This is a genomic window from Vibrio sp. J1-1 (assembly GCF_021728395.1).
GTDB lineage: Bacteria > Pseudomonadota > Gammaproteobacteria > Enterobacterales > Vibrionaceae > Vibrio.
Genome location: NZ_JAKKCM010000007.1, coordinates 259,953 through 275,715, shown reverse-complemented (window position 1 = coordinate 275,715; position 15,763 = coordinate 259,953). Strand labels below are relative to the sequence as shown.

At 44.3% G+C, this 15,763-nt stretch carries 15 protein-coding genes; 12 read left to right on the top strand and 3 right to left on the bottom strand.

Annotated elements, in window-relative coordinates; translation table 11 throughout:
• Positions 1 to 93 precede the first annotated feature (93 nt).
• Positions 94 to 414, top strand: a complete 321-nt coding sequence (locus L3V31_RS13770) for a DUF3622 domain-containing protein (protein WP_237316561.1) — start codon at positions 94 to 96, stop codon at positions 412 to 414.
• Positions 415 to 493: 79 nt separating this feature from the next.
• Here L3V31_RS13770 and L3V31_RS13765 read toward each other — a convergent pair whose 3' ends face one another.
• Complete coding sequence (locus L3V31_RS13765; protein WP_237316560.1) at positions 494 to 937, bottom strand: DNA-directed RNA polymerase subunit beta; 444 nt, start codon at positions 935 to 937, stop codon at positions 494 to 496.
• Positions 938 to 1,155: 218 nt separating this feature from the next.
• On the bottom strand, positions 1,156 to 2,223 hold the full coding sequence (locus L3V31_RS13760) for a succinylglutamate desuccinylase/aspartoacylase family protein (protein ID WP_237316559.1): 1,068 nt from the start codon (positions 2,221 to 2,223) through the stop codon (positions 1,156 to 1,158).
• 326 nt (positions 2,224 to 2,549) lie between these two features.
• On the opposite strand from L3V31_RS13760, the gene L3V31_RS13755 reads away from it, so the two are divergent.
• Entirely contained in the window at positions 2,550 to 3,089 is a 540-nt protein-coding gene (locus L3V31_RS13755) for a DUF3332 family protein (RefSeq protein ID WP_237316558.1), read from the top strand.
• Positions 3,090 to 3,169: 80 nt separating this feature from the next.
• Here L3V31_RS13755 and L3V31_RS13750 read toward each other — a convergent pair whose 3' ends face one another.
• A complete protein-coding gene (locus L3V31_RS13750) occupies positions 3,170 to 4,642 on the bottom strand; it encodes an aminoacyl-histidine dipeptidase (protein WP_237316557.1) in 1,473 nt (490 codons plus the stop codon).
• A 1,012-nt stretch (positions 4,643 to 5,654) separates the two neighbouring features.
• On the opposite strand from L3V31_RS13750, the gene L3V31_RS13745 reads away from it, so the two are divergent.
• The 10 genes from L3V31_RS13745 to ribBA all read left to right on the top strand — a co-directional run bounded on the left by L3V31_RS13745 (position 5,655) and on the right by ribBA (position 15,637).
• Complete coding sequence (locus tag L3V31_RS13745) at positions 5,655 to 6,944, top strand: NCS2 family permease (RefSeq protein ID WP_237316556.1); 1,290 nt, start codon at positions 5,655 to 5,657, stop codon at positions 6,942 to 6,944.
• A gap of 256 nt (positions 6,945 to 7,200) precedes the next feature.
• Positions 7,201 to 7,665 carry an oxytetracycline resistance phosphoribosyltransferase domain-containing protein Tet(34) gene (gene tet(34), locus L3V31_RS13740; protein ID WP_014231003.1) on the top strand — a complete coding sequence of 155 codons (465 nt, stop codon included), beginning with the start codon at positions 7,201 to 7,203 and terminating at the stop codon, positions 7,663 to 7,665.
• A 90-nt stretch (positions 7,666 to 7,755) separates the two neighbouring features.
• Complete coding sequence (frsA, locus tag L3V31_RS13735) at positions 7,756 to 9,003, top strand: esterase FrsA (RefSeq protein ID WP_237316555.1); 1,248 nt, start codon at positions 7,756 to 7,758, stop codon at positions 9,001 to 9,003.
• Between the two features lie 111 nt (positions 9,004 to 9,114).
• The gene (gene crl / locus L3V31_RS13730; RefSeq protein ID WP_237316554.1) at positions 9,115 to 9,504 is read left to right on the top strand and encodes a sigma factor-binding protein Crl; all 390 of its coding nucleotides are present in this window, start codon (positions 9,115 to 9,117) and stop codon (positions 9,502 to 9,504) included.
• A gap of 118 nt (positions 9,505 to 9,622) precedes the next feature.
• Positions 9,623 to 10,762: a glutamate 5-kinase gene (gene proB, locus L3V31_RS13725; protein ID WP_237316553.1), complete on the top strand. Its 1,140-nt coding sequence runs from the start codon at positions 9,623 to 9,625 to the stop codon at positions 10,760 to 10,762.
• A 17-nt stretch (positions 10,763 to 10,779) separates the two neighbouring features.
• Entirely contained in the window at positions 10,780 to 12,030 is a 1,251-nt protein-coding gene (locus tag L3V31_RS13720) for a glutamate-5-semialdehyde dehydrogenase (protein ID WP_237316552.1), read from the top strand.
• Between the two features lie 116 nt (positions 12,031 to 12,146).
• Positions 12,147 to 12,596 carry a transcriptional regulator NrdR gene (gene nrdR / locus L3V31_RS13715; RefSeq protein ID WP_237316551.1) on the top strand — a complete coding sequence of 150 codons (450 nt, stop codon included), beginning with the start codon at positions 12,147 to 12,149 and terminating at the stop codon, positions 12,594 to 12,596.
• Positions 12,597 to 12,602: 6 nt separating this feature from the next.
• Entirely contained in the window at positions 12,603 to 13,721 is a 1,119-nt protein-coding gene (gene ribD / locus L3V31_RS13710; RefSeq protein ID WP_237316550.1) for a bifunctional diaminohydroxyphosphoribosylaminopyrimidine deaminase/5-amino-6-(5-phosphoribosylamino)uracil reductase RibD, read from the top strand.
• Positions 13,722 to 13,738: 17 nt separating this feature from the next.
• A complete protein-coding gene (locus tag L3V31_RS13705; RefSeq protein ID WP_237316549.1) occupies positions 13,739 to 14,392 on the top strand; it encodes a riboflavin synthase in 654 nt (217 codons plus the stop codon).
• A gap of 135 nt (positions 14,393 to 14,527) precedes the next feature.
• Positions 14,528 to 15,637, top strand: coding sequence for a bifunctional 3,4-dihydroxy-2-butanone-4-phosphate synthase/GTP cyclohydrolase II (gene ribBA, locus L3V31_RS13700; RefSeq protein ID WP_237316548.1), 1,110 nt, complete (start codon positions 14,528 to 14,530; stop codon positions 15,635 to 15,637).
• Positions 15,638 to 15,763 lie beyond the last annotated feature (126 nt).

Below are 15,763 nucleotides of genomic sequence, written 5' to 3'. Positions count from 1 at the left end.
TCTAATACCGCGCTTACCAAGGGATGGTGTTAAACAGCTTAGTTGAAGTTATCAAGTTGACCGAATCCCTCAAATCCCTAGGAAATGAAATAAATGTCAAAAAATCAAAAATTTGCTATCCGCGTAACTGAAAAACGTAACGGCTGGAGCGCAGAGATCACTCGCCAAGTAACTTCTCGTAAGACAGTAGTATCAAAACGTGAAACTGGCTTTGAAAGTGAAGAAAAAGCTCAAGCTTGGGCGGAACAAGAGCTGGCAGGTTTTGTTCAAAATCAGGTAGTTCGCAATGAACGTAAAGCTGCACAACGTCAAGAGCGTGAAGCAGAGCAACTTGCCGCTAAAGTTCGTAAAGAAGAAGCTCGTAAAGCGCGCGACGCTGAAGCTGAAGCTGACGTTGAAGCTGACGAAGAATAAGACTTCGTTTTAGACAAGTTAACTTGTTAATGTTAGAAAGCCCTGACGTATTGTTCAGGGCTTTTTTATAGGTGTTATGTTAGTCAAAACAGTCCGATGAGATTGAAAGGCTGATTGAACCTTCTGATGGCGTCGAGAACTGCTGGTTGCCTGGCAATAAATTTGGCGAACTGGCATAAACGCGATGCGATACTTTTACATTAGGTGAATGTACTGGTGGTAAATCGAAATGATGTAAGCCATCGGACAGATCGTTAGCTTCACCATAGTCAAAATTACTGGTAGCTGAAGAACGGTTTTTAACGTATTGACAGTGATCTGGTTTTCCATCTTCGCGCCAGGTTACTCCTCTAGGTTTCTCCTCTGTATCTAACTGCACTACAACGGGTTGTGCGTAGTGATCGTCATAAGATGACTGCTGGTTTTGTTCTTGTAAGTATTGGGCGATAAGATCTGATGACTGGGCAAAACTGTGCGTAGAGAATACGAAACTCATCAGGCTAATAGAAAAGGGTTTGTACATAGTTTGAGTGCAAGCAAAAGCAGGCATCATACTAATAAATAAAACGCTGTGCAATTGAGTTTTCTGCGGTGAGGTGTCTCAGTTGGGAATTGAGAAATCGTTAGAGGCTAACCTTCTTTTTAACAGCTTGGCAGTCTGATGAGGGATAATAGGTTTACTTTTGGGAGGGAAAAGCCCAGCGTTACCACCACTAGGCTTCGATTTTCTGGCTCTGAACTTTACTGGGCGTCAAACGGTATGTGCCCCGTTGTGACTTGGTCAACATCATACTCGTTCAGTTCTTCTATATAGTTTTCTACGGTTTGACCTACTTCACTATCCCCTTGCTTGAAGTAAGACAAATGGAAAATTGCATCACCTTCATTTACTAGAGGCAGTGTGTGTTGGCCAATAACCAGACCACTTTTAGGTGCTTTAAGCTCTAACTCAACATGTCCGAGCGGGGAGCTGATATAGGCGAGAGTTTCACCTTGTTCAACTTTATCTCCCAAATTCACCACAGTACGCAGAATGCCATTTCCAGGTGAACGCACCCAACTGGTGGATTTAGCGATCACTGGCTCTGGGAATTTTTTGCGGCTCGCACGTAACATGCCTATTGCCTGCATGACACGCCGAATACCCAACACACCTGCACTAATTGAGAGTGGATCAAAGCGTAACGCTTCACCGGCTTCGTAGGTGAGGACGGGAATATCACATTTTTCAGCTTCACTGCGTAAAGACCCATCACGTAATGCTGAGTCGATGATAACCGGGGTGGAGAAGGCTTTCGCTATTCGCAGTGTTTCCGGGTTACTCAGGTTTGCGCGAATTTGTGGTAGGTTGGTACGATGAATCGCACCAGTGTGCAAATCGATAATATAGTTACAACGTTTCGCGATGTTATTAAAGAAGCCATACGCCATTCGCGATGCTAGTGCGCCTTTTTCACTACCCGGAAAGCAACGGTTGAGATCTCGTCTGTCGGGTAAGTAACGAGACTTGTGGATAAAGCCAAATACGTTCACGATCGGGACAGCGATAACGGTGCCTTTCAACTTCTGAGGATCCAATTGGTTAATCATCTGACGAACGATTTCAACGCCATTGAGTTCATCTCCATGAATAGCTGCGTTAACCATCAGTACTGGTCCTTCTTGTCTTCCGTGGATGATTTCTACGGGAATCGACAAAGGAGAGTGCGTATAAAGTTGTGCGGCTTCGAATTCGATCTCTAATCGCTGACCTGGTTGTACTGGATATCCGAGTAGCTCAAAGGTTTTGCTTCTTTTACTTCTGACCATAAAACCATCTCTTTCCAATAGGTTTCAACAATGTAACAATCCAGTCATAATCAAACTAACTATTTTGATTAAGGATACGACAAATTATTTTAATTAACGCGACCAATAAGTCTCGTGTGAGATTTATGTTGTAAATATGACGCCATTAATAACAGTTGTATATTGTTAGCCTTATATCTTAATGGATAACTATTTTCCAGCTAACTGCTTGAGTCTTAAAAGTAATAATAAAACTTTTAGAGACAAAATTTGGCTTTTTCCCTCATTTTTATTTAGCTAATATCCACGCCGGATTTTGACCGAATAATATATACCTTGAGGTTTTGATGAAAAAGGCAATGGCTAAAATTGGCGTAATGACTGCTGTGGCAGTTGCGCTTTCAGGTTGTGTGGGCAGTAATGCAGTGACAGGTTACGTTATGGGCTTTAACGTAAAAGCCGTAGATAACCGCTATGCTCGTGGTGGTCTGAACATGTTGATGGCACCCGTTTATGGTGTGGCTATCGCGGCTGATTACATCGTGTTTAACTCGTTGGAGTTCTGGACAGGTAAAAACCCGTTAAACGGTAAGCCTCATATTTTTGATTCTAAGGTGGACACATACATCGATGTAAACCATCAATTAGATGAGTCTCTGACAACGGCACCAATTAGTCCTCTGGCCAACAACCGAGTGATTGAACAAGGTCAAATGGAGCAAGTCGACGAGAACACCATTCAAATGGACATTACTTACAGTAATGGTGAAAAAGCAATGTTGACGGGTGTGCGTGAAGGCGACTTTGTTACTTACTACATTAATGGTGACGTTGTGGCTAAGACTTCAATGGATGAGTTGGCAACATACGCACAGACTCGCGTGTAATCAGGACGAGTCATTTACAATAAAAAAGGGTGCGTATAGCACCCTTATTCGTCTTTATCGTGTTTTTACGTAGTCAATTACTACGCTTTTTCAGGAATCGCTTCCAGCAGAGCAACCATTTGGTCCCAAAATAGCTGAACAGTATCGATCTTCACTTTCTCATCAGGAGAGTGAGGGAATTTGATCGTAGGGCCGAAAGATACCATGTCCATATTAGGGTACGGTTCTTTAAAGAGACCGCACTCTAGGCCAGCATGGATCACCATGATGTTTGGCTTGTGGCCGTAGATGCCTTCGTACATATCACGGAAGATAGCCATGATCTCTGAATCTGCGTCTGGTTTCCAGCCCGGGTAGGCGCCAGAGAATTCGATTTGAGCGTCAGCCAGTTCCGCAACGGAATGCAGCATACCAACTACTTGGCTACGACCTGAATCAATCAGAGAGCGGATTAAGCAAAGTACTGTTACCTTGTTCTCTTCTGTCGTTATCACACCAACGTTCAAAGAGGTTTCCACGACACCTTCGATCTCGTCACTCATACGAATAACGCCGTTTGGACATGCATTAAGCGCCGCGATGAAGCGATGTTGGTCTGCAGAAGCAAACGCTTGAGCGTCTGTCACAATCTCTTCGTTGAAGGTGACAATATCGGTTTCGACTTTACCTAGTTCAGCTTTTAATAGCGCAGTGTATTCGTTAAACAGTAACTCCAGCTTGTCTTGGTTGTCTGCTGGAAGCGCTACAGTAACGAACGCTTCACGAGGGATGGCATTACGCAAACTACCACCGCGGAACTCAACCAAACGCAGATCCAGTTCACGAGCGTGACCTGCCAGGAATCGACCCAACAATTTATTGGCATTCCCGCGACCTGTGTGAATATCACAACCAGAATGACCGCCTTTTAGGCCTTTCAAAGTCAGTTGGCGAGTAACAAAACCTGCTGGAATAGCATCACGGGTAATATCAAACGTCATTGCGCCATCAATACCGCCAGCGCAGCCCATGTACACTTCACCTTCTTGCTCTGAGTCTGTGTTTAGCAGGATGTCACCTTCTAACCAGCCAGACTCAAGTCCGAATGCGCCCGTCATACCTGCTTCTTCATCAATCGTCAGAAGCACTTCAATCGGACCATGCTTGATATCAGTAGAAGCAAGAACAGCAAGACAAGATGCCATACCAATGCCGTTATCTGCCCCTAGTGTTGTGCCTTTTGCGGTTACCCATTCTCCATCTATGTATGGCTGAATTGGGTCTTTAACAAAATCGTGGTCAGTGTCTTCGTTCTTTTGCGGCACCATGTCTATGTGTGCTTGTAGGACCACACCTTTTTTGTTTTCCATGCCGGGAGTTGCTGGCTTCTTGATGAATACGTTACCCGTTGGATCACGACGAACATTAAATCCTTGTTCTGTCGCCCAGCCGATAATGAATTGCGCCAGTGCTTCCTCATGCTTAGACGGGTGAGGAATAGAGCAAATTTTATCAAAAAAGCGCCAAAGTGGAGTGGGTGACAAGGTACTGATTTCAGAATGGAATTCAGACACGGAAAGCTCCTTTTTATCTATATTTCCAGATATGAACGGTAAAAATAAAATGTAGTCAGCATAAAATGCTGGTGCGATCTGGCTTGATTAGCCCAAGGATACCACCTGAAGAACGCGACTAGTAGTCGCTGATCTAAGGATTTCTTTCAGTATTGTCACAGTTTATGAATGAGAAGCATTATTCAATGAGATTTTTGTCTTATTACGTCACACCTTTAATTTATAAAAGTGTAATTTAGTTACATTTGTGGCGGTGTTTGCGTTTGTTTTGGTCTTTTTTTGTGATTTGTATCACCTAAAGTCTTGTAATAAAATTTCTTGGTGGTATATTTATAACCATCTTCAGAGAGAAGAATGAAATGCTCAAAGGATGAGTCCGTTAATCGCCTCCAAGGAACTGAGAATCAACGACTGCATTAATTGATTAAGAAGGTGATAGTTATGAAAGGTTTACCAAGTACAATGTTCTGGAATAGCAAATCTGTATATACCGGTAACTTTGTATACCCAACAAGCTTTGGCTACTAAGTAAGTTGTCAACGCATGTGACTTGAACAGTTTGTTCACCCCTATAATTTGGAATTTTTTTTCAGTAATAGTTCTGACATGATTCGCCGCCACTCATTTTGAGTGGCGTTTTTTTATGTTTTTTTTCATGGTTTGTCTAAAAAAGCATCACTAAGTGCCAGTTCCCTTATCGCTTGTCCTGTCCAATGCGATATCTTCACGCAATACGCGCTAAAAGCTAACTATAAATCGAGCTTTCCATTTGAAAGTTTAGAACATTGTTCAGTTTGTACTCTTTATTTGTGTTACATCTTGATTTATTAGTTATTGTTTCTTAAGCCTTAATTTATACAAATGTTCGAAATCCTAGTAAATGGGTCTCATATCCTGCAAAAAAATCCCTTTAGAGTGAAGATTCTATCTGGAATTTGCTATTTGATAACTTTATAATTCACACCAATCGATTACGCAACCGTTTACTTTTTACCTTTAACAGGACTCGATCATGCTCGAAAGGCTCTTTAAACTCAGTGAAAATGGCACAAATGTGCGCACTGAGATCATCGCAGGTATTACTACCTTCCTGACAATGGCTTACATTATTTTTGTAAACCCGGCTATCCTAGCTGACACAGGCATGGATCGTGGTGCTATTTTTGTCGCAACCTGTCTTGCAGCTGCCATTGGTTGTTTCATTATGGGCTTGGTAGCCAATTACCCAATCGCACAGGCTCCGGGGATGGGGCTTAACGCATTCTTCACTTACTCTGTCGTATTGGGAATGGGTTACACATGGCAAGTGGCATTGGCAGCAGTATTTGTTTCCGGTGTTTTGTTCATTCTATTAAGTGTGTTCAAGATTCGTGAATGGATCATCAACTCAATTCCTCATTCTTTACGTACAGGTATTTCGGCAGGTATTGGTTTGTTCCTAGCGTTTATTGCACTTAAAAACGCAGGTATCGTGGTTGATAACCCAGCGACTCTGGTTTCTATGGGTAATATTACTTCGCTACCATCTGTACTAGCAGCAATCGGCTTCTTCCTGACGATCTCACTTGTTCACCGAGGTGTGAAAGGTGCGGTAATGATTGCCATTCTTGGCGTTACCGCATTAGGCCTGCTTTTCGGTGATGTTCAGTGGGGTGGCGTGATGTCGACACCACCAAGTATTGCTCCTACGTTTCTACAACTAGACTTCTCTGGCTTGTTTGAAGTTGGCATGATCTCCGTTGTGTTTGCTTTCCTATTTGTTGACTTGTTCGATACTGCAGGCACGCTGGTTGGTGTTTCTCAGAAAGCAGGTCTAACAGACGAAAACGGTAACATTCCTCGCCTGAATAAAGCTTTGCTTGCTGATTCAACTGCAACTTCAGTAGGTGCTCTACTGGGTACATCAAATACAACGTCGTACATTGAGAGTGTAGCGGGTGTCGCTGCTGGTGGTCGTACTGGTTTGACGGCTGTTGTTGTTGGCTTGCTATTCCTACTGGCGCTATTCTTTTCACCTCTTGCAGGTATGATTCCAGCGTACGCAACGTCAGGCGCTCTATTTTACGTCGCAATCTTGATGCTGTCTGGCTTAGTAAGTATCGACTGGCGTGACCTGACTGAAGCATCACCAGTGGTGGTTACTTGTCTAGTTATGCCACTGACTTTCTCAATTGCTGAAGGTATTACGCTAGGCTTTATCGCTTACTCTGCTATCAAGCTGTTTAGTGGTAAAGGTCGCGATGTATCGCTAAGTGTTTGGGTGATGTCTGCCATCTTTATCGTCAAATACCTTGTAGGTTAATTCTATTTTGTTCCAAGCCAGTGAGAACGAGCGTTCTCGCTGGCTTTTTATTTTAATTTTGTTCACCGAAATCGCTCTCTATGTGGAGAAATTTGATATCACCATTGGTATTAATATTAGCTTTCGGTAGAATAATCGTTTGCGCTGCTTTAAACCCCGCCTCAGATTTAGTTTGAGAGCTTAGTGAATATGTCGTTTATCCGTCTTTTTCACTGAATATTGGGGATACATATTTTCAAATTATTAGGTTATTACAATGAGTAAAAAATTCATTATCACTTGGGATGCGATGCAGACTTACTGTCGTGAACTGGCTGAGAAGCAAATGCCAGCGGAGCAGTGGAAAGGTATCTGGGCAGTAAGCCGCGGTGGTTTAGTTCCTGGTGCAATTCTGGCTCGCGAACTGGGCATTCGCTACGTTGATACTATCTGTATTTCAAGCTATGACCATGACCATCAGCGTGATATGTCTGTGCTTAAAGCACCAGAAGGTGACGGTGAAGGTTACCTAATCGTTGAAGACCTAGTAGATAGCGGTGATACAGCGCGTCAATTGCGTGAAATGTATCCTAAAGCAAAAATGATTGCTGTATGTGCTAAGCCGTCAGGCAAAGAGCTTCTTGATGACTACGTTGTTGATATTGAGCAAGACACTTGGATTGAGCAGCCATGGGATATGTCTATCCAGTATGTTGAGCCAGTAAATCGCAAGCAAAAATAATTGCAGTCAAAGAATATTGAGAAATGCCCCTGTTTAGGGGCATTTTTTTTATTATCATTGTAAATATTGCAAATAGTTAGGGCTCTTCATATGTCGGAAGATATCAGTAAAAACCTATCTGAAACTTTGTTTGTCAAACACAAGCAAGCCAAAGAAACCTCCGCATTAACTCAGTACATGCCAACAAGTCAGAAAATCCTCGACGAAAGAGAAGAGCAGGGAGATAGTGCTTGGTATCGTCACTTACTCCGTCTGCAGTGGGCATGGCAAGGCGTATCTCCAATAGAGATAGAAGAGGTGCTATCTAGAATTGCTTCTTCCAAGCATTCACGCACTAAGGATGAATGGTTAGATACCGTGATGGGTTACCACAGCGGAAACTGGACTTTCGAGTGGATAAAGTTGGGCATGGCGCATCAGAAGCGTTCTGAAGATATGCAAGGAGAAGAAGCGGCGGATGAGCTTTTTACTGCATCGTTATGTTTCAGTATTGCGGGCTACCCGCATTTAAAGAATGACAATTTATCGTTGCAGGCTCAGGTATTAGCAAACAAAGCGTATTCGGAAGGGGCAGAGAAAACCCAGTACACTATCAAGCAAATCGAAGTGCCGTACCAGAATCGCAAAATTATTGCGAATTTACATCTGCCTAGAACAGATAAGCAGTTGCCAGTTGTCATGGTTAGTGCGGGGCTAGATAGTTTACAAACTGACATGTGGCGATTGTTCCGTAATCACTTTGCACCGAAAGATATTGCCATGCTAACGGTTGACATGCCTTCTATAGGGCACAGTTCACATTGGCCTTTGACCGAAGACTCGAGTTGTATCCATCAGGCGGTACTGAAAGAGCTCTATTCAATTCCTTACGTTGATCACCATAAAGTGGGTTTAGTCGGATTTCGCTTTGGAGGCAATGCGATGGTTCGTCTTTCTTTTATTGAACAGGAAAAGATAAAAGCATGTGTTGCGATGGGCGCGCCTGTGCACGATCTTTTCACCTCTCCTCAAAAACTACAACAGATGCCGAAAATGTACCTGGATTTATTGGCGTCACGACTGGGCAAAAGTGCGGTAGACATCAACAGCATGGCAGGGCAGATGAAAGCGTGGTCGTTGAAAGTTCAGGGCTTTCTAACTAGCCGTAGAACTAAGGTGCCAATTTTGGCATTAGGCTTGGAGGGAGATCCGGTCTCACCACATAGTGACAATCAGTTGGTTGCACTGTTTAGTCAGTATGGACAGGCTAAAAAAATCAGCGCCAAGTCTATTTCAAAAGGTTATGAGCAATCCCTCGATTTGGCTATAAAGTGGTTGGAAGATGAATTATTAAGATGACAAACCTTCCCATTGAGTTAAAGTGAGTACCTGAGCAAAAATTAAGCTTATGATAATCAAATAATAATCATTCTTGAGTATTCACTTTTTATTATGGAAACGGAGATTCATATGTCAGAGACGACTCAGGGGCCTACTCACTTTCGCTTGATGTCTAAGTTAAAGGCGATAGGGCCTTATCTACGTGAACCGCAATCAGAAGAAGGTCGTTACTATTTTGATTGTTTGTCGGTTTGTATCGACGACAAGAAATCACCAGAAATACGAGAGTTTTGGGGCTGGTGGATGGACTTAGAAGCCATCGAGGGAGGCTTTACTGCCAAATACCACATTGGCAAATACAATAAAGAAGGGCAATGGGAGTCGGAAGCGTTGCCTAAAAAATCGGTAGAAGAAGTTTACTTAACACAAAGTACCTTTCATCAGAAACTGGTAGATACCCTCGAAGAGCATTTCAAATTAGAGGTTGAATACCATACAGAGTCGTTTGACTTTGCTTGATCTCCCCTTTTTCTTCGCTGAAAAACAAAAAGGTGCGTTTTCGCACCTTTTCTCTTGTTAAATCCCAATTTGATTGTTAAAACTCTCCTTTAATTTGTTTTTCACTTCAGAAGACATCATGACAACGAATCAACAAAATGCAGTCGTTTCACATCCAAAAACCGTCGTTGTGAAACTGGGTACAAGTGTGCTTACAGGCGGGACACTCGCGCTAGACCGTGCTCATATGGTTGAGCTGGCGCGCCAGTGTGCTGAACTTAAGAAACAAGGCCATTCAGTGGTAATGGTTTCGTCTGGTGCAATTGCAGCAGGCCGTGAGCATCTTGGATACCCCGCATTGCCCAACGAAATGGCTAGTAAACAATTACTTGCTGCTGTAGGGCAAACTCGCTTGATTCAAACTTGGGAGTCTCTGTTCAGTATTTACGATATCAAGATTGGTCAGATGTTACTGACTCGTGCAGATCTGGAAGACCGTGAGCGGTTTCTAAATGCACGCGATACTATTAACGCTTTAGTTGCAAACGATATCGTTCCGATCGTAAATGAAAATGACGCCGTAGCGACAAGCGAAATTAAAGTTGGTGATAATGACAACTTGTCGGCTCTAGTGGGGATTTTATGTGGTGCAGATAAGTTACTACTTCTTACAGACCAAAAAGGACTGTTTACTGCCGATCCACGTAAAGACCCAAATGCTGAACTGATCAAAGAAGTTAAGACTATTGATGACACGCTGCGCAAAATTGCGGGTGGCAGCGGTACGACGCTGGGTACTGGTGGTATGGCGACCAAGCTTCAAGCCGCGGACATTGCTCGTCGTGCGGGTATTGAAGTTATCATTGCTGCGGGTAGTGCCGTTAACGTGATATTTGATTCATTGAGTCCACAGCCACATGGCACACGTTTCTTACCTTGTTCTGAAGCTCTGGAAAACCGCAAGCGTTGGATCTTGGCTGGTCCTGCTGCATCAGGAGATATTATTATCGATGATGGTGCGGTAAACGCAGTGATTGGCACAGGCAGCAGCTTGTTAGCCAAAGGGGTGACTAAGGTCAGTGGCGATTTTGCTCGTGGTGAGGTGGTACGTGTTACCAATACCCATGGTAAGTTGGTGGCTCGCGGTATTAGTGCTTACTCAAGCGATGATTTAACCAAAATCTCAGGTAAGCACAGCAAAGATATCATCACTGTCTTGGGTCATGACTACGGCTCAGAAGTCATTCATCGCGATGATCTTGTTGTCATTCAGGAATAGAAATTAAGGGAAGCACAGTGGATTTAACGAACATGGGTAAAGCTGCCAAAGATGCAGCTTTTGAATTGGCGACAGCGTCAACATCACAGAAAAACCAAGCTCTAGCTATCATCGCCGATGAGCTGGAAGCAAACTCAGCGGCTATTCTGGCGGCGAATGCAAAAGACATCGAACTTGGCCGAGAAGCAGGCCTGACGGATGCGTTACTAGACCGTTTGCTGCTAAATGAAGAGCGCTTAACGGGTATCGCGAATGACGTACGTAACGTGATAAGCCTTAACGATCCTGTTGGTAGCGAAATCGACAGTAAAGTGCTAGAAAATGGCATGTCTTTGGCTCGCCGCCGCGTTCCTCTTGGTGTAGTGGGTGTAATTTACGAAGCACGTCCGAACGTGACGATTGATATCGCGGCATTGTGTCTGAAAACCGGAAACGCAAGTATTTTGCGTGGCGGTAAAGAGACCTTCTTCTCTAACATGGAGCTGGTCAAAGTTATCCAGTCTGCATTAGCTAAAGCGAACCTACCTGCGGCTTCCGTTCAGTACATTGAAAAGCCAGATCGTGAGCTTGTTTCTCAACTGCTAAAACTGGACGACTACGTGGATATGATCATTCCTCGTGGTGGTGCTGGCCTGCACAAAATGTGTAAAGAAAACAGTACCATTCCAGTTATTATTGGTGGCTTTGGCATCAGCCATATTTTTGTTGATGAATCTGCAGATCTTGAGAAGTCACTTAATGTGGTTGAAAACTCAAAGGTACAGCGTCCATCGGCATGTAACTCACTCGATACCTTATTAGTACACAAAAACGTGGCGACTGAATTTTTGGCCATGCTGGTTGAGCGCATGAATGACAAGGTCACTTTTGTTGCTGAACCAAAAGCCAAAGCACTGATGGCGAATGCGCAGCAAATTCGAGATGCGGGCGAAGGTGATTTTGATACAGAATGGTTGAGCTACACACTTGGTGTGAAAGTCGTTGATGATGTAAAAGACGCCATTGACCACATGCGAGTACATAACGCCAGCCACTCAGATGCGATCATGACTAATAGTTTGGAAAACTCGGAATTGTTCATTAACTCGGTGGGTTCAGCGGCAGTATACGTTAACGCGGCAACACGCTTTACCGATGGTGCACAATTTGGTCTTGGTGCTGAAGTTGCCGTCTCTACTCAGAAGCTCCATGCGCGCGGTCCAATGGGCTTAGAAGAGCTGACCAGTTACAAATGGGTAGGTAAAGCAAACTACTTAGCACGTAGTTAACATATTCCACTCGACATTGATTGAAAAAGGGGCGATAAGGCCCCTTTTTGTTTTCTCTCGCATACCAATTCCGCTACACTAGTTTGGCTTTTAAGAGCGCTTTGATTGGAGGTGATATGCATTGTCCTTTTTGTTCGGAAAACGAAACAAAAGTTATTGATTCTCGCTTGGTTGCAGATGGCCATCAGGTTCGCCGTCGTCGCCAGTGTCTAGCCTGTAGTGAACGGTTTACGACGTTTGAAACTGCGGAGTTGGTGATGCCTAAGGTAATTAAATCCAATGGTAACCGCGAACCGTTTGATGAAGATAAAATGGTCGGTGGCATTCAGCGTGCGTTAGAAAAACGCCCTGTCAGTGCTGATGCGATAGAGCTGGCGATCAGTATGATTAAGTCTCAGCTACGTGCTACGGGTGAGCGTGAAGTACCAAGTGAGATGATTGGCAACTTGGTGATGGATCAGCTGAAAGAACTGGATAAAGTGGCTTACATCCGTTTTGCTTCCGTTTATCGCAGTTTTGAAGATATCCGCGAATTTGGCGAAGAGATTGCCCGTCTGGAAGACTGATTAAACATGGATCAAAACACGCCTCAAATTACCTTTTCCTCTCAAGATTTCTCTATGATGTCGCGCGCCGTTAGTCTCGCTAAGCGCGGCATCTATACCACGGCTCCCAATCCTAATGTCGGTTGCGTCATTGTTCGTGATGGACAGATAGTCGGGGAAGGTTTTCATCTCCGAGCCGGAGAGTCACATGCCGAAGTTCATGCTTTACGAATGGCTGAAGGTAAAGCGGAAGGCGCGACTGCCTACGTTACTCTCGAGCCTTGCTCTCACCATGGGCGAACGCCTCCTTGTGCTGAAGGGCTGATTAAAGCGAAGGTGGCGAGAGTCGTTTGTGCGATGCAAGACCCGAACCCAAAAGTAGCTGGCCGAGGTATTCAAATGCTTCGCGATGCTGGAATCGAGGTTCAGGTTGGCTTACTGGAAAGCGACGCTCTCGAGTTGAATCGAGGATTCATCAAGTTTATGCAGACGGGGATGCCTTTCATCCAATTAAAGATGGCTGCCAGTCTCGATGGCCAAACTGCACTCAGTAATGGACACAGCCAGTGGATCACCTCCCCACAGGCTCGTCAGGATGTTCAGCGTTATCGTGCCATGAGTGGGGGGATTTTATCGACCAGTAAAACCGTCATTGAGGATAATGCCTCATTGAATGTTCGCTGGGATGATTTGCCTCAAATAATACGGGCGCAATATCAACCTGAAGAGGTTCGTCAACCAGCACGCATCATTTTAGATCGCCAATGCCAACTGACGGATGATCTCAAGTTGTTTAATACCAATGGTGAGCGCATTATTGTCAGCAAAGATGGCGATCTCGTGCCTCAATTGAATGAAGCTGGTCAGATTGATCTTGCGACAACGTTGAAAACAGTTGCCAATCAGCATCAAGTCAATCACTTATGGGCTGAAGCGGGAGCGACGCTCGCGAGTGCACTCATACAAGCTAATCTTGTAGATGAACTTATCGTGTATCTTGCTCCAAAGTTGATGGGAAGTGATGGTCGCGGGTTGATTGGAGCACTTGGTTTAACGTCAATGGATCAAGTTATCGATCTGAACATTACCGATGCTCGTATGGTTGGTGTAGATATTCGTATTACCGCAACGCTTATACGAAAATAGATAGAAAAGAAGCAATTATGTTTACAGGCATTGTAGAAGCAGTAGGTAAACTTACTGCGATTACGCCGAAAGGCGAAGACATCACCGTAACCGTCGAAACGGGCAATTTAGATATGTCTGACGTTAAGTTAGGCGATAGTATCGCGACGAATGGCGTTTGCTTGACGGTTATTGATTTCGGTAGCAATTATTACAGTGCGGATCTGTCGTTAGAGACACTGAAAATGACGGGTTTTGCACAATATCAAGTCGGTGACAAGGTTAATCTAGAAAAAGCCATGTTGCCCACCACGCGCTTTGGTGGACATATCGTGTCTGGTCATGTTGACGGTGTTGGCGAAATTATTGAACGTAATCAAGTTGGTCGAGCAATAGAGTTTTGGGTGGCGATGCCGGCCGAAATCAGCAAATATGTCGCAGGAAAAGGCTCGATCACCGTAGACGGAATTAGTCTTACGGTAAATGACTTACGTAAAAATGCGTTCAAGTTAACGATTGTTCCTCACACGAGCGAAGAAACCACGATTGATCAATTTCAGGTGGGCCGTAAAGTTAACTTAGAAGTGGATGTGTTAGCTCGTTATATGGAGCGATTACTTCAGGGGCAGCATGAAGAGAAGCAAGAGTCACGTATTACGATGGATTTCTTGCAGCAGAACGGATTCGCCTAAGACAGTATTCACAGAACATCCGTGGGGCAATTGACTTACCGTCTGTAAAGCTCAAACTATTGCCGTAAGTCTGCTTGTACTCAAGCTCCAACAAATTGTTGCCGAAAATAAATTCAGAATAACGGGAAACAGAATATGCCAATCAGTACACCAGAAGAAATTATTGATGATATTCGCGCAGGTAAAATGGTCGTCTTAATGGATGACGAAGACCGCGAGAATGAGGGTGATTTGATCATGGCTGCCGAGCATATCACGCCGGAAGCGATCAATTTTATGGCTACCCATGGACGTGGTTTGATTTGTCTTACCATGACTAAGGAGCGTTGCTCAAGCCTTGGTTTGCCACCAATGGTGCAAGACAATAACGCGCAATATACGACAAACTTTACGGTTTCTATTGAAGCGGCTGAAGGTGTGACGACTGGTATCTCGGCTGCGGACCGAGCACGTACTGTTCAAGCGGCTGTAGCGACAAACGCTAAAGCAGCGGATTTAGTTCAACCAGGACATATCTTCCCACTCGCGGCCCAAGATGGTGGTGTGTTAACGCGCGCAGGCCATACAGAGGCTGGCTGTGATTTAGCTCGTCTTGCTGGCTTGGAACCGGCATCGGTTATTGTTGAGATTCTAAACGATGACGGCACTATGGCCCGCCGACCAGATCTTGAGATCTTCTGTGAAAAACACGATATCAAGTTGGGTACGATCGCTGACTTAATCGAATATCGCAATAATACTGAGACAACCATTGAGCGTGTTGCTGAATGCAAGCTGCCGACCGAGTTTGGTGAGTTTAATCTTGTTACTTACAAAGACACGATTGATAATCAAGTCCATTACGCGATGTGTAAAGGCGATTTGAAAGCAAACACACCGTTAGTTCGCGTACATCTTCAAGATGTCTTTACGGACTTACTTCGTAGTGACCGCAGTGTGGAGCGCAGTTGGACACTGGACAAAGCGATGAAGCGTATCGGCGAAGAAGGCGGTGTTTTAGTTGTGCTTGGTCATGAGGACTCAAGTGAGCTTCTTATCCATCGCGTGAAGATGTTTGAAGCGCAAGATAAAGGTGAAGCTCCGACGTTAGCGAAGAAACAAGGCACTTCGCGTCGTGTGGGTGTAGGTTCACAAATTCTTGCTGACCTAGGCGTTCACGACATGCGTTTGTTATCGTCAAGCGATAAAAAATATCATGCGTTGGGCGGTTTTGGCCTGAACGTAGTTGAATACGTCTGTGAGTAACGACTGAACGATAAGTTGCTGGTCTTGAACAGGCATTAAGTCCAACTAGGCCAGGAACTCGTTGCTCCCACCAATTTCCATTAGATATTGCTCACACAATTGTGCTAGAATCCGGCGATTCTCACT